The organism is Pontibacter burrus (assembly GCF_010686685.1).
GTDB classification, from domain to species: domain Bacteria; phylum Bacteroidota; class Bacteroidia; order Cytophagales; family Hymenobacteraceae; genus Pontibacter; species Pontibacter burrus.
The window spans coordinates 549,209-571,654 of record NZ_JAAGWD010000002.1 but is presented as its reverse complement, the minus strand read 5'-3'; the positions used below and the strand labels follow the sequence as shown (position 1 = coordinate 571,654).

The 22,446-nt window shown below is 43.6% G+C and carries 18 protein-coding genes; 10 read left to right on the top strand and 8 right to left on the bottom strand.

Going from position 1 to position 22,446, the window contains the following annotated elements; translation table 11 throughout:
- Window positions 1-2: 2 nt before the first annotated feature.
- Window positions 3-1,343: a signal recognition particle protein gene (gene ffh / locus GXP69_RS07125; RefSeq protein WP_163913820.1), complete on the bottom strand. Its 1,341-nt coding sequence runs from the start codon at window positions 1,341-1,343 to the stop codon at window positions 3-5.
- Between the two features lie 279 nt (window positions 1,344-1,622).
- Here ffh and GXP69_RS07120 point away from each other — a divergent pair, with 279 nt between their 5' ends.
- On the top strand, window positions 1,623-2,942 hold the full coding sequence (locus tag GXP69_RS07120) for a glycosyltransferase family 4 protein (RefSeq protein ID WP_163913818.1): 1,320 nt from the start codon (window positions 1,623-1,625) through the stop codon (window positions 2,940-2,942).
- A gap of 607 nt (window positions 2,943-3,549) precedes the next feature.
- Here GXP69_RS07120 and GXP69_RS07115 read toward each other — a convergent pair.
- The gene (locus GXP69_RS07115) at window positions 3,550-3,999 is read right to left on the bottom strand and encodes a type I restriction enzyme HsdR N-terminal domain-containing protein (protein ID WP_163913816.1); all 450 of its coding nucleotides are present in this window, start codon (window positions 3,997-3,999) and stop codon (window positions 3,550-3,552) included.
- 89 nt (window positions 4,000-4,088) lie between these two features.
- On the opposite strand from GXP69_RS07115, the gene GXP69_RS07110 reads away from it, so the two are divergent.
- Window positions 4,089-4,862: an AMP nucleosidase gene (locus tag GXP69_RS07110; protein WP_163913814.1), complete on the top strand. Its 774-nt coding sequence runs from the start codon at window positions 4,089-4,091 to the stop codon at window positions 4,860-4,862.
- 9 nt (window positions 4,863-4,871) lie between these two features.
- The gene (locus tag GXP69_RS07105; RefSeq protein WP_163913813.1) at window positions 4,872-6,533 is read left to right on the top strand and encodes an amidohydrolase; all 1,662 of its coding nucleotides are present in this window, start codon (window positions 4,872-4,874) and stop codon (window positions 6,531-6,533) included.
- A gap of 465 nt (window positions 6,534-6,998) precedes the next feature.
- Here GXP69_RS07105 and GXP69_RS07100 read toward each other — a convergent pair whose 3' ends face one another.
- Genes GXP69_RS07100 through GXP69_RS07090 form a run of 3 tightly spaced genes read right to left on the bottom strand, consistent with a single transcriptional unit; the run spans window position 6,999 to window position 11,339 of the window.
- Window positions 6,999-8,330, bottom strand: coding sequence for an MFS transporter (locus tag GXP69_RS07100; protein ID WP_163913811.1), 1,332 nt, complete (start codon window positions 8,328-8,330; stop codon window positions 6,999-7,001).
- 49 nt (window positions 8,331-8,379) lie between these two features.
- Window positions 8,380-9,900: a hypothetical protein gene (locus GXP69_RS07095; protein WP_204281941.1), complete on the bottom strand. Its 1,521-nt coding sequence runs from the start codon at window positions 9,898-9,900 to the stop codon at window positions 8,380-8,382.
- Window positions 9,858-11,339 (bottom strand): hypothetical protein, encoded by a 1,482-nt coding sequence (locus GXP69_RS07090; protein WP_163913806.1) that lies wholly within the window; start codon window positions 11,337-11,339, stop codon window positions 9,858-9,860. Before GXP69_RS07090 ends, GXP69_RS07095 begins: the two co-directional genes overlap by 43 nt.
- Before the next feature lie 319 nt (window positions 11,340-11,658).
- On the opposite strand from GXP69_RS07090, the gene GXP69_RS07085 reads away from it, so the two are divergent.
- The 5 genes from GXP69_RS07085 (at window position 11,659) to GXP69_RS07065 (ending at window position 16,286) form a co-directional block, all read left to right on the top strand.
- Entirely contained in the window at window positions 11,659-11,847 is a 189-nt protein-coding gene (locus GXP69_RS07085; RefSeq protein ID WP_163913804.1) for a hypothetical protein, read from the top strand.
- A gap of 167 nt (window positions 11,848-12,014) precedes the next feature.
- On the top strand, window positions 12,015-13,637 hold the full coding sequence (locus GXP69_RS07080; RefSeq protein ID WP_163913802.1) for an ABC transporter substrate-binding protein: 1,623 nt from the start codon (window positions 12,015-12,017) through the stop codon (window positions 13,635-13,637).
- Window positions 13,638-13,644: 7 nt separating this feature from the next.
- A complete protein-coding gene (locus GXP69_RS07075) occupies window positions 13,645-14,733 on the top strand; it encodes an ABC transporter permease (protein ID WP_163913800.1) in 1,089 nt (362 codons plus the stop codon).
- Window positions 14,730-15,794, top strand: a complete 1,065-nt coding sequence (locus GXP69_RS07070; protein WP_163913798.1) for an ABC transporter permease — start codon at window positions 14,730-14,732, stop codon at window positions 15,792-15,794. The genes GXP69_RS07075 and GXP69_RS07070 overlap by 4 nt, the downstream gene beginning before the upstream one ends.
- Window positions 15,795-16,037: 243 nt before the next feature.
- Window positions 16,038-16,286, top strand: coding sequence for a hypothetical protein (locus GXP69_RS07065; protein WP_163913796.1), 249 nt, complete (start codon window positions 16,038-16,040; stop codon window positions 16,284-16,286).
- A gap of 88 nt (window positions 16,287-16,374) precedes the next feature.
- Here GXP69_RS07065 and GXP69_RS07060 read toward each other — a convergent pair whose 3' ends face one another.
- Window positions 16,375-16,806: a hypothetical protein gene (locus GXP69_RS07060; RefSeq protein WP_163913794.1), complete on the bottom strand. Its 432-nt coding sequence runs from the start codon at window positions 16,804-16,806 to the stop codon at window positions 16,375-16,377.
- Window positions 16,807-17,333: 527 nt separating this feature from the next.
- Between GXP69_RS07060 and GXP69_RS07055 the strand changes: the two genes are divergently transcribed.
- Window positions 17,334-19,265 (top strand): KUP/HAK/KT family potassium transporter, encoded by a 1,932-nt coding sequence (locus GXP69_RS07055; protein ID WP_163913792.1) that lies wholly within the window; start codon window positions 17,334-17,336, stop codon window positions 19,263-19,265.
- 111 nt (window positions 19,266-19,376) lie between these two features.
- On the opposite strand, the gene GXP69_RS19060 is transcribed toward GXP69_RS07055, so the two are convergent.
- The gene (locus tag GXP69_RS19060) at window positions 19,377-19,874 is read right to left on the bottom strand and encodes a cyanophycinase (RefSeq protein WP_235925585.1); all 498 of its coding nucleotides are present in this window, start codon (window positions 19,872-19,874) and stop codon (window positions 19,377-19,379) included.
- Window positions 19,804-20,283: a cyanophycinase gene (locus GXP69_RS19055; RefSeq protein WP_235925584.1), complete on the bottom strand. Its 480-nt coding sequence runs from the start codon at window positions 20,281-20,283 to the stop codon at window positions 19,804-19,806. Before GXP69_RS19055 ends, GXP69_RS19060 begins: the two co-directional genes overlap by 71 nt.
- 509 nt (window positions 20,284-20,792) lie before the next feature.
- On the opposite strand from GXP69_RS19055, the gene GXP69_RS07045 reads away from it, so the two are divergent.
- Window positions 20,793-22,025: a PAS domain-containing sensor histidine kinase gene (locus tag GXP69_RS07045; RefSeq protein ID WP_163913790.1), complete on the top strand. Its 1,233-nt coding sequence runs from the start codon at window positions 20,793-20,795 to the stop codon at window positions 22,023-22,025.
- Window positions 22,026-22,446: the final 421 nt, after the last annotated feature.

The window sequence follows — 22,446 nt, the reverse complement described above, 5'->3', positions numbered from 1 at the left end:
GCTTAACGGCGACCACCCATCATTTTAGCAAGGTTGGCCATACCGCCTTTGGTGCCAGCCATCTTGTTCATCGACTTCATCATTTTGCGCATGTCGTTGAACTGCTTCATCAGGTTGTTCACCTGCGTAATGTCGGTACCAGAACCTTTCGCGATACGGGCACGGCGGCTGCCGTTAATCATATCCGGGTTCTCGCGCTCAGCTGGTGTCATCGAACGGATAATGGCTTCGATAGGCTTAAACGCGTTGTCGTCTATTTCTACATCTTTCAGGGCTTTACCAACGCCCGGTATCATACCTACCAGGTCTTTGATATCACCCATCTTTTTAATCTGCTCCAGCTGCGTCAGGAAGTCATCGAAGTTGAACTGGTTTTTGCGGATCTTCTTGTTCAGTCGTTTCGCTTCGTCTTCGTCAAAGGCCTGCTGCGCACGCTCAACAAGGGAAATAACGTCACCCATGCCAAGGATACGCTGTGCCATACGATCCGGATAGAACAGATCCAGCGCTTCCATCTTCTCACCAGTAGAGATAAACTTGATCGGTTTCTCAACTACAGCACGGATAGAAAGGGCTGCACCACCACGGGAGTCACCATCCAGCTTGGTAAGTACCACGCCATCAAAGTTGATGCGGTCGTTGAAGGTTTTGGCAGTGTTCACCGCATCCTGGCCCGTCATCGAGTCAACTACAAACAGTGTCTCGGTTGGCTTAATGGCCGCTTTGATCTCTGCTATTTCTTTCATCATCGCCTCGTCCACGGCCAAACGACCGGCGGTGTCGATGATAACTACTTTCTTGTTTGTTTTTTTAGCGTGCTCTATGGCGTTCTGGGCAATCTGAACCGGATTTTTGTTATCCATTTCAGTGTAAGCCTCTACGCCAACCTGCTCGGCCAGCACCTGCAGCTGGTTAATAGCAGCCGGACGGTACACGTCGCAGGCAGCTACCATTACAGATCGGCCCTGCTTTTTCAGGTAGTTTGCCAGCTTGCCGGTAAAAGTTGTTTTACCAGAACCCTGCAGACCCGCGATCAGGATAATCGCCGGATCACCTTTAATGTTGATATCCTGCTTTTCGCCGCCCATCAGCTGGGTCAGCTCTTCATACACGATCTTAACCATTAACTGGCCTGGTGAAACTGCGATTAATACATCGCGGCCCATGGCTTCGTCTTTGATCTTATCGGTTACAGTTTTGGCAACTTTATAGTTTACGTCAGCATCTACAAGGGCGCGGCGCACCTCTTTTATAGTTGCAGCAACGTTTATTTCGGTAATGCTTCCCTGGCCTTTAAGCGTTTTAAAGGCACGGTCTAGTTTGTTACTTAAATTATCAAACATCTCTTTCTTCTGGATTTACCTACAAAAATAAACAAATTTACTTGTCTGAACCACAGATCAGAACTGATTTAGTGGTTTTGCGGGATGCAAAGTTATTAAACCACGCTGATTTATAGTTTATAGTTACTTTTTAAATGGCCCATTCCGCTAAAACTGCATTATAATTTTGAAGGCCTCCTTTCTGCAAAACATTCCGATCTCCTTAATCTGTGGTCCGTAAAGCCATATTTAGTTTTTATATTTATTATATTTGAACGAATAGCTAAGCAATATACCGCTTTGAAGAACACTGATCTCACGAACTTACTATATATCTCCTATTACTGGCCTCCTTCGGGCGGGCCAGGCGTGCAGCGCGGCTTAAAATTCTGTAAATATCTGCCCCAGTTTGGTGTGCAGCCGGGTGTACTTACCGTGGACGAAAAGCAGGCATCCTATGCTTTGTTGGACCCTACTTTTGAAAAGGAGATTCCGGATGGAATTGAAGTATACCGAACAGCTACCTCCGAACCTTTCGAGTATTATAAAAAGCTTTCCGGTAAAAAAGAAATTCCTTATAGCGGCTTTGCCAATCAGAAAACCAAAGACAGCTTCCTGGACAAGGTTTTTAAGTTTGTACGCGGCAATATGTTTATTCCGGACGCCCGTGTTGGCTGGAACAAGCATGCCCTTCAGAAAGCCGAAGAACTTATAGTTGCCGGTAAATACAATGCTATTATAACCACAAGTCCTCCTCACTCATCGCAGCTGATCGGGCTTAAGCTAAAGCAGAAATACAAGCTACCCTGGATTGCAGACCTGCGCGACCCGTGGACCAACATCCACTACTACGACCAGCTGATGCATACGCCTATTGCCCGCCGTCTGGATGAAAAGTATGAGCGCCAGGTGTTAGAGCAGGCCGATGCCATTATTGTTACCAGCGACGATACCAAACGGCTCTTTATGAACAAGCCGGCCAACATTACAGCCGATAAGATTCATGTGATACCAAATGGTTACGACGAAGACGATTTTATCTTCCAGAGCAATCCGCCGGAAGATTGCTTCCTGATCACCTATACAGGCACCATTGCTGAGAACTATAACATCGATGTGTTCCTGAAAGTGATTGCCAATTTGCTCTCAACGCACAGCGAAATAAACTATAAACTCCGTTTTGTAGGCAAGGTATCGGATGGCGTAAAACAAAGAATTGCAAAAGCAGGGCTGGAAGGCATCACAGAATACATCTCGTATGTACCGCACCAGGAAGCCATAAAGTACATGATGGAAAGTACAGTGCTGCTGCTCTCTATTGCAGAGGTAGATAGTGTGTACGCTAACGTACCTGGCAAACTGTTTGAGTATTTAGCATCCAATAAACCTATAGTTGCTTTAGGCCCTGTGCACTCAGCCATGGACCAGATCATAGACGAATGCGGAGCAGGCCGCTTGTTCCACTACACAGCCTACGACCTGATGCTGGACCACATGACCCAGATGAGCAAAGCCTGGAAAATCAATCCGAACCTGGATCTTCCTTACATTAACCACGCTCGTTTCTCTCGAAGAGCATTAACTGGTGAGCTGGCTAAGGTTATAAAGCAATTGCTGTAACGTGTAGTTTTTTGAACCGGTGGCTAAGGGGATTAGTGGATTTCTTGGATCGGGGTATTTACTATAGTTGCGGCTGTCGTTCTATAGTTGGCGTTGGTCCAACCACCCCTATCCCCTCCTTACCTAAGGCGGGGAATTTTCTGTTACTACTATAATTGATCTATAGTTCTATAGTTAGTGTTCTAACCCACCCTTACCCCTCCCAAGAGGGGAATTCTGCTTTTGCTATAGTTACAGACCACGAATAGGCAGGCGCAGCCTGCCCCAAGAAACTACCACCACGGAAAGGCGATGCAACTATAGCTGCTCACTAAACTATAGCTTAGCTATCGAGTGATTTCAGTCTTTGGGTTGAGCGCCTTTGACTTGTTGCGGTGGCGCAGCCAATCCGAGGCACGAGGATAGCAAGAAGGCAGCAGCGCGATGCCCGAAGACGGGGCCCCGCGGCCGTGAGCGCACCAAAGCTAGAGATGAAACATATAGGTGAGTAAAGCTCTTAGGATAAGAGGAAACTATAGAACAAACTGCTTGTGTCGAGTTGTCAACTATAGATAGCTATAGGCCATATAAGATGTCTCGACTAACGCTCGACATGACAATATAGATACTATAACTTATTATAAACCGGAATCTCCTGAAGTGGCTTAAACTGACGCGATTCAAAATCAACAAGCCAGCAGTAATGATCTAGACCATTGGTAATAACTACAACCTTCGCTTTTATAGTTTGATTATATACCGACACCTGCTTTACTACATCCTGCGTAATAGGTACAGCAGCTGCTTTGCACTCAACCAGCATATAAGGACTACCAGAAGTGTCGTATACACACAAATCAGTGCGTTTCTGCAACTTGTTGTATGTGGTACCGCGCTCGATACTGATCAGGCTTTTGGGGTAACCAAGGCTGTTTAGAAGGTAATGCAAAAAATGCTGCCGCACCCATTCCTCCGGGGTTAGAACTATATTCTTACGACGGAGTATATCAAAAATGAGATAATTCGCCCCGGATTTTGTAATTTTGTGTTCGAAAGGTGGCAGATTGAGTGCATCCATAGTGCAAGTTAGCCATTTTCTGACGCTCCGCCCCCGCAGCACCGGCTGCCAAGGCGGATTTTTTATATCTAATTAAGTATATTTATTTTATGAAGACGAAAGAAGAGATCGTTAATGATTGGTTGCCCCGCTACACGGGTGTGCCACTCAACGAGTTTGGTGAGTATATTCTGCTCACTAACTTTATAAATTACGTGCGCATGTTTGCCGACCGTTTTGAAGTTGAAATCAACGGTCTAGACAAGCCGATGCAAACCGCAACAGCCAATAACATTACCATTATAAATTTTGGTATGGGTAGCGCTATGGCAGCAACAGTAATGGATTTGCTCTCTGCTATCAAACCAAAAGCAGCCTTGTTCCTTGGCAAATGCGGTGGATTGAAGCGTAAAACTCAGATCGGTGACCTTATACTTCCGATTGCAGCAATCCGTGGCGAGGGTACATCTGATGATTACCTGCCACCTGAAATTCCTGCTCTGCCGTCGTTTCGTTTGCAGCGTGCTGTGTCATCCATGATCAAAAAACACGAGCTTGACTACTGGACCGGAACGGTGTATACCACTAACCGCCGCGTTTGGGAGCACGACGAAGACTTTAAAGATTATCTTCGCCAGATTCGCGCCATGGGTATCGACATGGAGACGGCCACTATTTTTACAGTAGGCTTTATTAATGAAATACCACACGGTGCACTGCTGCTGGTGTCTGATAACCCGATGATTCCTGAAGGCGTGAAAACATCAGAAAGCGATAAACTGGTAACTACTTCTTTTGTTGAAAAGCACTTAAGTATTGGCATTGATTCGCTGATTGAGCTGAAGAACTCTGGTGAATCTGTAAAACACATGCGCTTCGAATAAGCAAAAAACATGAAAAAAATGCTACGCACCTTTGCTGCGGCCATACTGCTCGGCTCTACCCTACTAAGCAGTTGTACCAGCACCCAAACAGCCTCCGAAACTGCAGACTTTATAGTTTACAATGGCACGGTTTATACGGTAAACGATAACTTCTATAAAGCTGAGGCCTTTGCTGTGAAAGACGGTAAAATACTGGCTGTTGGCACTACAGAAGAGATCCGCAACAAGTATAAGGCAACGGAGGAGTTGGATGTGCAAGGAAAAGCCATTTACCCGGGCTTTAACGATGCCCACGCACACTTCTACCGCTACGGTTTGTCGCTGCAGTCTGCAGACCTAGTTGATACGGAGTCGTTTAAGGAGGTAGTGCAGCGGGTTACGAAGCAGCGTGAGAAATACCCGGATACAGACTGGATTACCGGCCGAGGCTGGGACCAGAACGACTGGGCTGTAAAGGAATTCCCGACCAAGGATACACTGGATGTGCTTTTCCCGGATACGCCGGTTATTCTTACCCGCATAGATGGGCACGCAGCTATAGTTAACCAAAAGGCGCTGGACCTGGCTGGCATTACGCCTACTACTAAAATGGTGGGTGGCCTGGTTGAAGTGGAGAAAGGCAAAATGACCGGTATCCTGATCGACAATGCCATTGACCTGGTAACTGCTAAAATTCCGGAGCCCGATGAAGAAGAGCAACGTCAGGCTTTGATTAATGCGCAGAAAAACTGCTTTGCTGTCGGCTTAACTTCGCTGGCCGATGCCGGTTTAGATAAAAGTACTGCCGACCTGATGGATGCCATGCACAAGAGCGGCGAGCTGCAGATGCGTGTGTATGTAATGCTGAACCCGACTAAACCGAACCTGGATTACTACCTGAAAAACGGTATCTACAAAACCGACAGGCTTAATGTACGGTCGTTTAAGATCTATGGTGATGGTGCGCTTGGTTCACGCGGTGCTGCCTTACTAAAGCCTTACCACGACAAAGCAGGCCATTATGGTTTTCTGCTGGCTACGGAGCAGGAGTTCAGAGATATAGCTGCACAATTGGCTAAGTCAGATTTCCAGATGAACACGCACGCGATCGGTGATTCTACAAACCGATTGTTGCTGGATATTTATGGCGAAGTACTAGGTGGCAAAAACGATAAACGCTGGAGAATTGAGCACTCTCAGATCGTGAACCCGGCAGACATGGCTAAGTTCGGACAGTATAACATTGTACCATCGGTGCAGCCTACGCACGCCACCTCGGATATGTACTGGGCAGGCGACAGATTGGGCAATGTGCGTATAAAACACGCTTATCCGTTCAAAGAATTAATGCAGCAAAACAACTGGATTCCACTAGGCAGCGATTTCCCGGTAGAGCACATTAACCCGCTTTACACGTTCCATGCGGCAGTTGCCCGCCAGGATGCCAAAAACTGGCCTAATGGTGGTTTCCAGATGGAGAATGCTCTGACACGTGAAGATGCGTTGCGCGGTATGACGATCTGGGCAGCAAAAGCAGCTTTTGAAGAGAATGAAAAAGGAACTATAGAAGCCGGTAAATTCGCTGACTTTGTGATTCTGGAAGATGACCTGATGACAGTTGCTCCGGAGAAAATGCGCAACCTGCAGGTGCTCTACACTTATGTTAACGGTACGCAGGTTTACAAAAAGTAAAAGCAACTATAAACTATAGAAAACGCTGCTGCAATAATTTGCAGCAGCGTTTTTGTTTTAAAGGCTATTGTTTATACCACTATCGAATTAGTTTTTCGCATCTGTTTAATGCCCACGCTCACCTCTGGTGAGTGTGAGCTACCCACAGCATCTGGCCGCGTAAGCTATAGTTTATAGTTTAGATATTTATCGAAACTATAGTTGCGATTTACTTGGCGTTATGTCACAAGATGGCTCACACTTCGAATGCTTTCGAAACGAGGATGCTACGTTATAATATGGTGCGAGTGCCCACGCTGGTGTCTAACTATAGCTAGGCGTCCCGCCCAGTTGGATTGCAAATCCGACTTTATATTTATTCCCGGACTACAGATCCGCTCCAGCAAAAAGTGCTGCAGAATCAGAAAATAAAAACCCCTCCTGTTTTTAGGAGGGGCTTGGAAGGTTTATAGTTGAAACTATAGTTTACGAGGCTACATTTACCTTTACGTCCTGTTCTGCTCCTATTGCCCGTTTCCAGCGTACCATCGACAGGAAGATCAGCCCAAGCACAAAGAATATAATCAGGGCCAGAATACTGTTGCGCATAGAGCCCGTTAGCTGTGCCACCAACCCATAAGCCAGCGTTCCTAAAACGATAGATACTTTCTCGGTAACATCATAAAAACTAAAAAAGGAAGCGTGGTCTATAGTTGTAGCCGGTATCAGCTTAGAGTAAGTAGACCGCGACAGCGACTGTACACCTCCCATCACAGAGCCAACTATAGCTGCCAGCACATAAAAATCAAATTCACCACGAATAAAATAAGCGCCTATACAGATGCCAATCCAGGTGATAACAGCAACTATAAGCGCCCTGATGTTACCATATTTACCTGATAGAAAAGCAAAACCATAGGCCCCAGCAATGGCTACCAGTTGTATGATGAGGATTGTTAAGATCAGTGCGCTTTCTTCCAGGTCCAACTCTTCAATTCCGAAGATGGTAGCCACATACATAACCGTTTGCACACCCATGTTGTAAAAGAAAAAAGCAAGCAGAAAACGTTTCAGCATGGGTAGTTGCTTTACCTGGGCCCAGACTTTCTGAAGTTCCTTAAAGCCATTTAGAATCCAACTGCCTTTTGGTTTGCGGTTGTATACATTGCTGGGCAGGTGATAAAATGAGTATTGCGCAAAACCAAACCACCACAGGCCTGTCGTTAAAAAAGCAATGCGTGGCGGCAGGCTCTTGTTATCAGCAGCAATTCCAAACCACTCCGGTTGCTGTATCATGGCCAGGTTAAAGATCAGCAGCAGCACACTGCCCACATAGCCCATAGAAAAGCCGCGGGCACTTAGTTTATCAAACTGGTCTTCGGTAGCAATCTCGGGCAGGTAAGCGTTGTAGAAAACGATACTGCCACTAAAACCTATTGATGCCAGAACAAAAAGTATAACCGACAATGTAAAGGTATCGCGCGTAAAAAAGAACAAACCAATACAAGACAGCGAACCAAGGTAACAAAACAGCTGCATAAACAGCTTTTTGCGGCCACTATAGTCGGCTATGGCTGTGAGAAACGGACTAAGAAGCGCGATGATCAAAAATGCGCCCGAGACAGCGTAAGAGAACAGTACCGAACTCTCCAGCTCAAACCCCAGGAAATTAACTAAAGTTGACTGCGTTTCAGGGTTGGTGGCTACAGCGCTATAGTATATTGGAAAAATAGTAGAGGTAATAACCAGCGAGTAAACCGAGTTGGCCCAGTCGTAAAAGCACCAGGCATTGGTTATAGTTGGGTTGTTCTTTTGCATGCGTTAAGATATTAAAAATCCGATTCATGCCAGCATAAACTATAGTTAACTATTTAACAGCGTCCAGCTTTTGCAAAATGATTTCCCAAAGGTCTTCGTATGGAACAATCTCAGTTTCGGCATAAGCATAACCCGGTATAGGCGCCTCCTTCAATTTTTCAAACAGATAGGTTCCTTTTTTGCGGCAGGTTTGGGCATTATCATATTCACGGCCAGCCAACAACAACAACTTCAGAAAATATTTAGAGCGTGCATCCTCTTTGTTTACCAGGTATTTAGCCATAAACTTTTTTACACGCTCCGTTTCACGCCCTATAGCTTCAGGATCTTTATCCTGCAGTGCCAGCATAAAGTCCAGTATCAGCCGCCAGAGGTTAAAGCCCTTTTTATCCTGGGGCACTACCTGCAGTTTCTTTATCAGCTTTACAGGAATAGTAAAACCAGAAATAAAGTGGTAAACCTGGTAATACATTGACCATCTTTCCTGGCTGAAAAGATTATTATCCTGAAAATATTTATTTTCAAAAACCTCCAGCAGTAGGGCTTCAGCTTTTTTGTAATCTTTGTCGTGTACGGCCAGCAAGAAATAATTCTCCAAGTGAGCAAACCAGTTCCTTGATCCGGTTTCCATTACCTGTGCCAGTTTTTCTGCTTCTGCTAAACCGGTTGTATAGTCCTGGTTCTTCAGATAGGCATAAACAAGCATAAATTTGTTAAAAGTTATTGAGTAGTACGCTTTATGAATCTTGCCCTGCTCATATAGTTTAAAGGTGTATTGCAGGAAATCTATAAGCTCCCCCGCGTTTCCTTTTCCTTCCAGATAAAAAAGTGTCAGGCGGTGATACCTTCGGAAGATCGAGTTCAGACCTGATTCTTGCCACAGAGCATGTAGTTGCTCCTTTGCGTCAAGCAGCTCTATTTGGTATTTTTTGTTTTCTTCTACCCCCAGTTTTAGAATAAACCTGATGTTATAGAAGATACGATCAGCTTTTTCCTCAATATTGCGAAGGTTATATAGCTCATCCAGTTTATCTGTACATTCTGAAAATTTTCTGCGACTATATCCATCCGCTGCATATAGCAACCTGAGTGTTTCGTATATATCAATCTGAACTTTGGTAAACTGCATATCCTGCGCCAGTGTCAGCACCTTTTGCAGGTTCAACTGAGCAAGCTTTTCATCTCCTATCGCTCTCAGGGTATTTATTATATAAAGGTCTTTCTGGCATTCAAGTTCGGCTTTTCTGAACTCAGGCGAAACCGATAGATTCTGTATGTCGATAAATAAGACCTGGTTAAAAAGCTTTCTTTTCAACCTAGATTTAAGCATTCTGAATGCACTGGCCTTGGTATTTGTGCCGTAGAGCTGTTTTATTACTTCTTCTTCCAGCTCTGTATTATAGTCTTTCGCCAGTTGGTATAAACGAACGTCTAAACTGGTTAATTCAGAGACAAGCTCGCTGTTTGGCCCTACAGCTATGTTATGGTTTTCCAGGATATCAATAAGCCTCTTCAGTTCTTCCATTGCTAAATAGCTCCTTTCGGCATTGCTTCCAGAATTAATTCCCATAGGTGCTCATATGGCACAATTTCTATCTCAGCATAAGCATCGCCCGGAGTAGGTGTCTCGATCAGTTTCTGATAATGCTTCGCTCCTTTAATCCGACACGATGCTGCATCAAAATCTTCGGTAACCGTTAGCATGAGCAATTTTAGGAAAAGCTTACTCCTTAAGCTGAATGTGTCTTTAAGGTGCGTCAAAATATATTTCTTAAGGCTCTCGATTCTGTATAGAAGACCTTCTGAATCACCTTTTTTAAGAAAATACATAAATTGCAGAATAAGAATTGCTACGTTAAAGCCCTGCTTGTCTTTGCTGTATTCTGTAATTGAATTTATAAAACTCTGGTAATTGAAGTCTTTTAAAACAGGGGCTTTCGGGTCTATAAAATACAGGTATGCCGTATACAGCTGCCACCTCTCTTTTGCGTCGTTAGAAATTGTATTAAAATTAGTATTAATCCGTACCCTGTGTAATAAAATCACGGCCAGTTCATACTGTTTGGCATGCACAGCTAATAGAAAATAATTCTCCATATAAGAGAACCAGTTTCTGGTTGTATTATCGAAAAGGCTATAGTAGTTGTTCGCATAAAACAAGCCCTGGCTGTAGTCTTTTGCCCTTAAATGAGCATAAACTAATATATAAGCGTTATAGGCAGTATCAAAACGTTGGGCATTAATCTGTCCGCTCTCTAATTTACTATTCGCCTCTTTTGTAATAGTAATGATTTTAGAAAAATCGCCGATAAGCTCGTAGTATAGAATTGAAGTTTTATAATAAGCCAGGTAGCTTTCAAAAGAATTGATTTCCCCTACTATCTCACTTAGCCTGTTTACAATTCCGGGTAGTTCATTCAGCAGGGCTTTCCGCACCTTTACCGTACTCCGCAGGTGCGCTTTTGCCAGTTGATAAAAACTTAAAGCTTCTTTCTCTAATGTTACAATCTTAAGTTGTTTTAGGTATGTCTCCCGTTTTACATTGTAAGTTTTAAGAGTGCCCTGATTTGTAAGTGTTGCCAGTTCCAGCTCGTACGCGCTTAGCAGCAACTCATTAAACTGATACTCCTGCGAGATGGCAATTGCTTTACTGCATAACCCCAAAACCAAGTTGTACTCAGTTTGCTTAAACAACAACTTGGCAATGGTAATAAGACGTGCGCATTCTACTTCTTTCTGCAGCTGGCTTTTGTTTGAATTTATCTCAACTGTGAGCAGGGCATTGTAAAGCTTCTTTTTTACTCTGTGCTTAAGCATTTTATACCGCACATCTGTCTGATCTGTGCCATACAAACGAGTGGCTGCTTCAGAATCGGAAGCAAATTTGCCTTGTGTTATGCCCTGTATAAATATACCCTCCAAGCCCTTGTTTTTGTATGGTATTGTTCCCACACCAGGCTTGGAAGACAAACTATAAAGCACTCTGAATAATTGCTGAATCTCCTGCATGAGCAGTTGGTTTTTTATATTTATTTATAGTTATTGCCCTGCTAAAGAGCATAATTTAATGCTGCTGCTGCCTGATTTTAAGATAATAGCAGTAAAAGGCTGGCTAGCTTTTAGAGCATTATGTTATAAAACTCAATTTAATAATATATACAGATTCATAAATCTAGTATTATTTATAATATAATACGCTATTACATCAAATCCTTTCAACACTTTCATTATTATATCATAGTTACTTTTATAGTTTAATATTCCTTGGCTGTAACGAGTAATTCCGAAATATTTGTTCAGGAATTAAAACACAATAACATAAAAAGCCATGATAGAAATCGTAGTTTCCGTAATTCTGCAAATCGCAACAATTTTAGGAGGCGTTAACCCGGACAAAGTTGCTGCCGAGAAAAAAGCTCAGGAAATCAAAGCTCAATCGCATCAGACAAGCCAGTCAACAACTCCTCCAGATGGCAGCACCAACGTAGAAGGTGGCACAGGCAACTGGTATGATTAATTAAGAAAACTTAATACGCTTTTCCTTATCTTGCTGAAGATTACTTTTAGCCAAAGGACATTTTCGAGATGAGGAACCTCTCCGTATTTTTCTTAAGTTTTGTATTACTTTTTTCTTTTTGCTCGCAACCGCAACCGCAGGAGCAACCAGATGTAGTTAGGGTAAGATTGGCCGCTGAGCCGCACACATTAAGCCCTATAAACTTCTCCGATGCTGCCGGCATGCAGATCAACAACCTCTTGTTCCAAAGCTTATTGGGACCGGATTTGGCTGATGGACAGCTTAAACCAGTGTTGGCCAAGAGCATGCCACACATAGAGCAAAAAGACGCTGTAACTTACATTACCTACGAAATCCGCGAAGAAGCCAGGTGGGCAAACGGGACGGCTGTAACATCGGACGACGTAGCTTTTACGCTTAAGGTGCTTAAAGCACCCTTATTGCAGAACGAGCACATTAAACCGCAGGTAGCTTTTATAAGGGACCTGTTGCCGGATAAAGCGAATAATCGGAAATTTACTTTTGTGTGTGATGGCTTCACACCTGAAATGGAATTGCTTTCCGGAGATTTCTTTATACTGCCAGCCTACCTATACGATCCAGAACAACAACTTAAGAACATACCGGTAGCCGCATTCTCAGACAGCCTTTCCAAGCTTGAGAACAATGATTACCTAAAGGCTTATGCGGCCCGCTTTAATACACCGGTATACAATAATAGTGGCAAGATATTACAAGGTAGCGCCGGTTATCTGCTTGAAGAGTGGATACCGGGGCAATCCGTAATGCTTCGCCGGAAAGAAAACTGGTGGGGAAACAATCTGGAGATCTCTAACCTTACAGCTAATCCAGAACGCATCATCTTTCATGTTATTCCTGATAACACTACTGCCATCCTCTCCCTAAAAAACCAGCAACTGGATGTACTGAGCGATATTCCCGCACTGGATTTTGATGAACTAAAGCAGAACCAAGGCGTCTTAAAAGACTATAACCTGCATACCCCGGACTCATATGCAGCTATTTATACCGGCCTGAATAGCCGGTTGCCTAAGTTTAAGGATAAGCGCACGCGACAGGCCATTGCGCACCTGCTGGATACTGAAAACATCATAAAAGTTACACAACAGTCTTACGCCACCCCAACTGTAGGCATAGTGCCGCCTGCGGTAACAGAATACTATAACACAGGATTAAAGCCTTATAAATACGACATTACCAAAGCCAAACAGCTGCTTGAGCAGGCTGGCTGGCAGCAGCGTAGCAAGGGCTGGTATAAAACGATAGATGGTAAAGAACAGCAACTAACTATAACCGCCATTTACAAAGCCGGAAACAATGTAGTAGAAACCACTGCGCTGATTTTTAAAGATAGTGCAGGTAAACTGGGTATTCCGGTACAGGTAGAGGCTCAGGAAAGCGGTCTTTTCTCGCAGAACTCACGAAACCATACTTTTGAACTATTCTTCAGACCAATAAATGGTAATCCGTTTGCCTTCAACTTTAAACCTATCCTGCATACATCTTATGCTGCTTTAGGTGGGACAAACTATACAGGCTTCGGAAATGCAGCAACAGACAAGTTACTGGACGACATCAACAAAGCATCAGACAAAAAAGAAAAAGCTGCCCTTCTTAAGCAATTGCAGGTAGTGATGCAGGATGAAGCTACTTTTCTGACGCTTTATTACCAGAAAGAGCGTATTGCCATCCATAACCGCTTCCAGAACACAAAAGTATCGGGGCTGCAGCCTACTTACGATGTGAGTGCCTTTATGCTTAAAAAGTAGTTTGTGTATGCGCGCATCTTTACTTGTAAAAAAGTTTCTGTCGGCGCTTGTACTTGTTTGGCTTATGTTGTCGGCTGTTTTTATGCTGAGCCGTATGTTGCCGGGCACTTTTGGCGAGGAAAAGATGCTGCAGTCGCAGGAGGGTTTTTACAGTCAGAGCAACCATACCAGCCGGGCAGCTGCTTATAACGAACTACTTAAGCGTACGCGGCAAGATCTGCCAGTATTCTACTTCTCGTTAGCACCTATTAACTTACAGCATAACACAGGCTATAGTTACCTTGTACCTGACCCAGAATGGCATGGCCTGCACAATCAATATCATTTCTGGCTAAATGATCTTTTGCAGGGAAACCTCGGAACCTCTTTTGTAAATGCAAAACCGGTTACAATCGTTATCCGGGAGGCAGGCACCACTACGCTGGTCATCAGCTTTGTCAGCCTGGCGCTAACTATAGCTATAGCACTTGGTGCAGGCATCTGGATGGTACAGGATACGGGCAAGAAACTTAGAAAGCCATTGCTGGCTACACTTGTTGTGCTGGACAGTATGCCGCTGTTTGTTTTCTCGCTGTTGCTTTTATTGCTTTTGGCTAATCCTGATGCCTGGCAGGTTTTCCCTGTGTTTGGTCTAGGCATCAGCTTGCCCGGCTCCGAACATATCTGGCTGTCGCAGGCGCCCTACCTGATATTGCCTGTGTTCTGCCTTACATTAAATAATGTGCCGTACCTTACCAACCAGTTCTATAATTACCTGTCAGGTACTTTGCAGGCGGGCTACATCCGGACGGCGCGCGCCAAAGGCCTGCCTTCGGGGCAAGTCGTAACAAAGCATGCCCTTAAAAATGCACTGCTTCCGGTAATCACAGTACTATCCGACATGCTGCCTGCACTTGTTGCCGGAACTGTTGTGATCGAAACTATTTTTGCAATACCAGGCTTAGGCCGGTTACTGGTTAGTAGTGTACTTGCCCGCGATTTCCCGGTAATAATTGGTGTGATGGTGTTGGTTGCGATTGTCAAAATGTTCTCCAATATTTTAGCTGATATTGCTTATGCAACCACTGATCCAAGAATTGGGAGGCGCGCTGCATGAAAGCTTTGATTCGTAACATCGGGCATCTCTACAAAACCAGGTGGAGTTTTAAACTGGCAGCAGTATACCTGCTGTTGCTGCTAATGCTTATTCTGGCACTTCCGGTGCTGCCTTTGCCTTATTTGCCAAACGAGTTGGACCTGCAACATACCTTCCAGAAACCTTTCATAAACAGCCAGCATTTGCTTGGCACCGATCAACTAGGGCGTGATGTGCTGGCGAACCTGCTGCACGGCGCCCGAAACGGCTTATCTGTTGCCATACCGGTAATGTTACTTTCGGCATTTCTGGGTACAACTATAGGTGTTGTAGCTGGCTACTATGGCAACTATAAGTTAAGAATAAGCTACCTGAAAGCTTTTATAGTTAGCTGCACTATAGTCTCTGGATTATATTACCTGGGGTATGTGCCTGTGCAGGCGAGTATACAAGCATTACCTATTCATATTACCTATACAACTATAGCCACCGGACTGGGAATCTGGTTTGCTCTATGGCTTGTACTCTATCCTGTTCTTAAACGGTTCTTGCCTTCCAGCTATACTATAGCCATACCGGTCGACAGCTTTATGTTGCGCCTAACTGAGTTGCTTGCCAGCCTGCCGCGCATGATGTTACTTATAGGTATTGCGGCCTTTGCAAGTCCTTCGGTTTTGTTACTTTCTGTTGTTTTTATCTGCACTTACTGGACAGGCACTGCCCGCCTTGCACGTGCCGAGATGTTACGTATTGTACAGTTACCTTACATAGAAGCGGCCCTCAGTACAGGCATGAGGCACCGTCACGTTATCATAAGAGAGGCTTTGCCCAACATGGTAACACCGGTTGTAGTATCTTTTGTTTTTGGAGTTGCAAGCCTGTTAGCTATCGAATCTACCCTTTCGTTTCTGGGCATCGGGTTCCCGGCAGACTTTGCCAGTTGGGGCAGACTGATCGGAAGTATCAGGCAAAACCTGTCTGCATGGTGGCTTCTGGCCTTTCCAGGTGCCTTTCTGGCTCTTACTGTATTGGCTTTACAGACTATAAGCTATCACTTAATAAGGCTTTATCAGGCTAGGTAAAAGTACAAAAAGTTACTTTTTGCCATATACCCCACCTTTTTGACTAACATCATTTAGTTGCTTGTTACTTTTTACATAAACCACATCCTATAGTTTATTGCCATAATATAGTTATTGAGCTATATATAAATTACTATACAATGGTTTATATGTTTAATCCTAGTTAAAAACCCGCAACACATTTCCTATTCCCTGAAGTTGCCATGAACTAATATTGTTAAGGAAAACATAATGACACCCTCTATGGAATCTACTTATAGCCTCGCGAACAAAGCTAACCAACCGAAAGGAAAAGTAGCTGCTCCGGTATATCAGGCAGTAGAAATGCCCGCTGACGTGGTAGACTTTGCGACGATAGATGGAGGTGTTATAGATTATTATGCCTGCGAACAGGCTGTGAGCAGGGGTGCTGGTATTTTCATAGGCGGATATTTTGTAGGAGTTACAGAATTTTCGCAGTGCTATGAGCAGCAAACATTTATGTCTAAGTAATCACTCACCGTTTGGTGATACAAAAGTTGTTGGTTGTTTGTGTTATACATTTAGCCCTGTAGCGTCTTCTGCAGGGCTTTTGTATTTTTTAAAAAGCATAAATCCATTCCAGGGCCGACTCACGATCGGGAAATGACCGCATGCTACAACCGAAGAATCTCTCAAACTGAACATAATCCAGGATACTATCCAGAACTGCCTGTGTGAATACGTCCGGCTCTGTAACCCGACCAAACTTTGTAACAGTAGATGTATTTAAAGCAGGTAAAAATGAATTCCTGATCCAGTTCTGGTCATCAGCTCCCAAACTACTTAAAAGGCGGGTATCAGCGATTAGAAAACGAGGCTCCTTTTCGTCAATTTCCTGTAAAAGATGCGCTAATGATTCATGAAGCTCTTCAGAACCCACCGCTTTTTCCCATTGGATCTCGATCAGACTTAGAGGTTCACTAAAACGGATAGCGTACGGTCGGTTAGTAGTATCTACCGATTTAGTAGTTGAGGTGATTTGCAGATTCATAAAACGTAAATACGTATAACAATTGGCAAATACTTGCACTTAAACATGAATATATAGTTATCCATAAAGTATTTTTTTTGCTAAAGGCTATAAAGCAGTTAACCAATTGGATAGGATGAGCTGCCATATCAAGCTTGTTCTGATTTGATGCAATATACGGGTGCCTTTAAAAATGGAAGCAAACGAAAGCAGATTTGACACGAAGTGTATAAAATAGTTCTTGCTATCTAAGTTTGTCAAACATACTCTCTGTACATCCCAACTCATCGAAAGCAATACATAACTGGTAGGTATTATGATAATGCGAACCAGTTAATTTTCTTCCTCCATACTATAGTTTATCCCCGGCTCCCGGATAATTAGAAGGCAGCAGTGCGCATGTACTTCATACCACATCCTACGGCAAAAGTACCTTACACTATAGTTCTGCGGGCAACCAAATCACTGAAACCATCTGTGTACCAGGATTAGCCCGAAAAATTGCCATTACCGTAAACACATTGTTCTATATACTATGACAAAATCATATGAGCAGTGTTAGTACCAGGCATGTAACCGGGGCAGGTTTGCTAGTAGCATTGGGTATCATTTACGGTGATATTGGTACTTCCCCGCTTTATGTGATGAAAGCTATAGTTGGCGACAGACCAATCAGCCAGCACTTGATTTATGGAGGTATTTCCTGTGTTTTCTGGACCCTGTCACTTCAGACTACACTAAAATATGTGATCCTGACTTTGCAGGCTGATAACAACGGGGAGGGTGGCATATTCTCACTTTACACCCTGGTCCGGAAAAGGGCGACCTGGCTTGTAATACCTGCTATACTAGGCGGGGCTGCACTACTGGCAGACGGCATCATTACACCACCTATTTCGGTGTCCTCAGCTATAGAAGGGCTTCGCATTCTTTACCCTGAACTTCCTACTATACCCATCATACTTGCCATCATCACGGGCATATTTTTACTACAAAGCTTCGGAACCGAAATTGTTGGCAAAATATTCGGCCCCATAATGCTCATCTGGTTTTCAATGCTGGGGTTATTAGGCTTTTTATCGCTGGCGCATCATCCTGAAATATTAGCTGCGTTAAACCCGGTTCATGCCTATAACCTGCTTGTCAATTATCCTTCCGGGTTCTGGTTGCTCGGTGCGGTTTTTCTGTGTACAACCGGCGCCGAGGCTTTATATTCTGACTTAGGGCATTGCGGCAGACCAAATATCCGGATAAGCTGGATCTTTGTTAAGACTTGCCTGTTGCTGAATTACTTTGGCCAGGGTGCCTGGCTTATGCTGCAGGAAGGAGAACAGCTTAACACAAATCCATTTTATGGGATCATGCCTTCCTGGTTTTTACTGATAGGAATCACTATTGCAACTATAGCTGCTATTATTGCCAGCCAGGCGCTTATCAGCGGATCTTTTACGCTTATCAGCGAGGCAACCAGGCTTAATTTATGGCCTAAAGTTAAAATTGAGTTCCCTACCAACTTAAGAGGCCAGCTTTATGTCCCCAGCATCAACCGGCTTTTGTGGTTAGGTTGCGTGGGCATTGTACTCTATTTCAGGGAATCTGCCAACATGGAAGCCGCCTATGGCTTAGCTATTACACTGGCAATGCTGTCTACCACTACTTTGCTGAGCTTCTATCTGTTCTTCAAGTATAAATCTGTTGCCATAGCAGGTAGTTTGTTCAGCTTCTATTTACTGATCGAAGGTGGATTTATGATCGCCAACCTCGAAAAATTTCAGCATGGAGGTTGGGTGTCGCTAGTTATTGCTGGTTTACTGATTACAATCATGTATATCTGGATAAAGGCGTTTGAGATTAAGAGAAGATTGAATGATGAAGTAAAGTTTAAAGAATACCTCCCGGCACTGAAAGAGCTGAGCAATGACTATAGTATTCCGAAATATGCGACACACCTGGTTTTTATGACGGGCGCCCAGCATCCCCGTGAAATTGAATCAAAAATTATATACTCTATATTTCAGAAGCGACCCAAACGGGCTGATATATACTGGTTTATACACGTCTCTACTACCGACAGCCCTTACACGATGGCCTATAAAGTAAGAATTATTGAGAAGGACGATATAGTGCGCATTGACTTTAAACTGGGATTCAGGGTAGAACAGCGCATTAATCTCTTTTTCAGGAAAGTGGTAGAAGAAATGGTTCATAACGGAGAAATAGATATACGGAGCCGCTACGAGTCGCTGAACCGGTATAATGTTATGGGGGATTTCAGATTTGTTGTGATGGAAAAGTTCTTATCCAAAGAAAACGACCTGCCTTTTAAGGAAAGAAAGATCATGGAATGGTATTTCTTTATCAAGCAGTTTATTCCATCAGAAGTAGAATGGTTCGGGCTTGATACCAGCAATGTGGAAGTAGAAAAAGTACCGATGGTGATAAAACCTGTCAGTTTGCCGGAGCTAAAACGCCTTAAATAATTGTTTGTGCTGCTCATCAAAGTATTCATCTCCTCGGTACCACAAACGGAACTACATTTTGCTTTCTCATTATAAATATGTTTTAGAAGATCAAAACAGCCAAATGAAAACTCATTTACTCTTCTTATCCAGGTCGGCATTAAAGGTCGGGATGGTATAGGTTTTACCGCTTCCCAGTAAGTGCATTTTCAGGTCGTAAATCGTAAAAGGCTCTCCCTCTTCTATCTCATAAATATTGGTACTGCTTATATCCATTCCATTCAGGATCGTAACCAGGCCACTGCCTATCACTTCAATCTCCCGCCCGTCTTTTACTAGTATCGCAGTATCTTCTTCCAGGCCAATGCCAATGCACCCCGGGTTTTGCGCTACAGTCTGCGCCATACGCACAATGCGCCCCCGGTCTATAAAATGGGTATCAATAGCTACATTCTTAAGCAAATCAAGTCCTGCAGTGGCGCTTACCTGATCTTTCAGCATACCTCCCTGTGCTTCTACTTTGTAAATCATGTTTGCAGACATTACTGCCGCTCCGGCACTAGTTCCTGCCACTACCAACTTCTCTTTGGTATAGCGTTTTAATGCGTTCCAGAAACGGGCTACCTCCAAGTATAGAAGTAAGCCGTAGCTGGTCGCCGCCGGTTAGCATAATGCCGGCAGCTTTATCTACAAGTTCTATTAACTCAGGGGCTTTGGCATCTTCGCGGGTGGCTATGTCTGCTACTTTTATGTTATCAACTCTCAGGCTCTTAAATAATTTTTTATACTCTCGGGTAACCGGAACAGGATCGCTGGAAGCAGCCGGCACAACCAGGATCATCGGCTTAGTGCCTTTCAGTTCCTTTACAAATCGCTTCAGTATTTCCTCACTTATAAAGCTGTTATTCTCTTTCTGCGACTCGGGGCGTTCGTCTTCACTTTTACTTTCTTTGCCGCCAATGGCCAGCAGTATACTTTTGGGTACAGGCAGCCCCAGGTGCTGCGGTTTTGCTTTAGAAGATTTATGTTGAGCTGCCATACTTTTGAAGTTTTGTTGCGTGGTACAACTATAGTTATACTAAAAGCTACTACACAGGATTAATGGTTTGGGTTGCTTACCTCGCTATAGCTACAATTACTACTGGTAAAACGGAAAAACGATTCCTGTGATTTGTTCTTTGCAGCATCCATATTTTCCTTCATCGGGAGCGCATAAATGAGCAAATGCTTACAGTTAGCGTATGGTGGAAGATCTAGTAAATGTTGATTGCTTTTATGTCAAAACGCATGTTTAGTCAACCTTAAAATACCTTCGGTTCGTAGACGGGGAAATTACAAAATGACAAAAAATTTATTCAGTTAACTTATTAGAGCAGGAGCTTCAGTTTGCGTATGAGCAATTTGGCAGAAGGCTCTAGCAAACAGTTTCGTAAAAGATGGTTTTGTGATGGCTGATAAAGAAATAACACAGCATAAAGAAGCCGGGTTGGCACTTGCTTTTGGCAGCTAACTATAACTATCTTTATTTATTAATACATTGCTTAAACTATGGAGAGCACAAAAGGCACGTTACGCCCAAATGATAAAGTAGCACAACTCGAGAAGGAAGTGCTTGCACTTCGCAAGCAAATTAAGCTTTTACAGGCAGAGAATACTTCAGACACTAACAGACTTGAAAACCAGGTAGAAGCCGGAAAGAGGGATATAATCGAGCTGACCCCTTTCGAAACTATATTTGACAAATCTATCCTTGGAAACAAAATCATTGCTCCAGACCTGAAAATCATCCGTGTTAATAAGGCACTAGAGAATATGTTAGGCTACAACCAGGAGGAATTGATCGGAACCAAGATCACCGCTTTCTCTCACCCTGATTTTATTGGCCACTGGAAGGAACTGCAGGACCACCTTTGGTCAAAAAAAATTCCCGCTTTCCAGATAGAAGTTTGCATGATAAAGAAAGACGGCGCTATCATTTGGTGCCGGGTAACCTCTATTCTTTTTCAGAATCAGAATGAAGTTCTGGGCTATACTATAGTTGAAGATATAAATACCCGCAAGACGCTGGAGCAGGAGCTGAAGAAGCAATACGAGAAGCAGGAAACTATAATGCACCTGATAGCCCACGACCTGAAAAACCCGCTATACAATATCAAGCTGGCTGCCGAATTGCTGAAGGACACGCTGGAGAACAGTAACAATGCAGTTTCGGAGCGCAATAAGGAGGCTTTCGAATATATCAACCTGATCATGGCTACCTCCGACCGCACTTTCGAAATTGTACAGGACTTGCTGCTTATTGGTGAAGTGGAGTCATCGGCTACGGTGGCAGAAGAAATCAATTTAGGAGATCTTATCCGGCATTACCTCCATACGCATCATGCAGACGCTACAAAAAAAAGCATCAAAATAGTTTTCCATAGTTCAGATGAGCCTGTATTTGCACACATTGAGAAGGAAAAGTTTATGCGCCTTTTGGAAAACCTGCTCTCGAATGCTGTTAAGTTTTCCAGGGCCGGAGAACAGGTAACCATTACCCTCAAAAAAGAAAATGATAAAGCCGTGTTGCAGGTGCACGACAATGGCATAGGCATTCCAGAAGAATTACAGGAAAACATATTTGATAAGTTCACAAAAGCCCGCCGAACTGGTACCTCAGGTGAAACAACTACAGGTTTGGGCCTATACATTGTGAAGCAAATTGTACAGAAATACCAGGGAAGAGTTTGGGTAGAAAGCAAGGAGAATAAAGGCACCACTTTTTATGTTGAGCTGGTTTAATATGAGCCAGACAAGCTGACTAAATCGATAATGCCATGCTCACAGCAAGAACTATAGTTTTGAGCCAGCAGCTTCCTCAATCACGGTCAGGCAATTAGATGCTACTAACAATAAAAGCTAAAACCCGCTTATTTTAAATGATAAGCGGGTTTTTTGGTTTCCAGACCAGCAAATGATCTCAAAGTTAATTCACTCATCCTTACCTCTTCCCTTCCAACTATATCAACCCGATCTCAGCAAACCGCATTCGCATTAGATGGCATGATCAGATCAGCTTCAGAAACTATAGCTGAGCGTGTAAATACTTACTAATTTATTTAAACTACTAAGTTCTGAAGTGCTATTACGTAATTATTTCCCTCTTCCGCCCGGCTGTTCCTGATTACTCGTATAGTAATAAGACGCGCTACAGCCTGTTCCT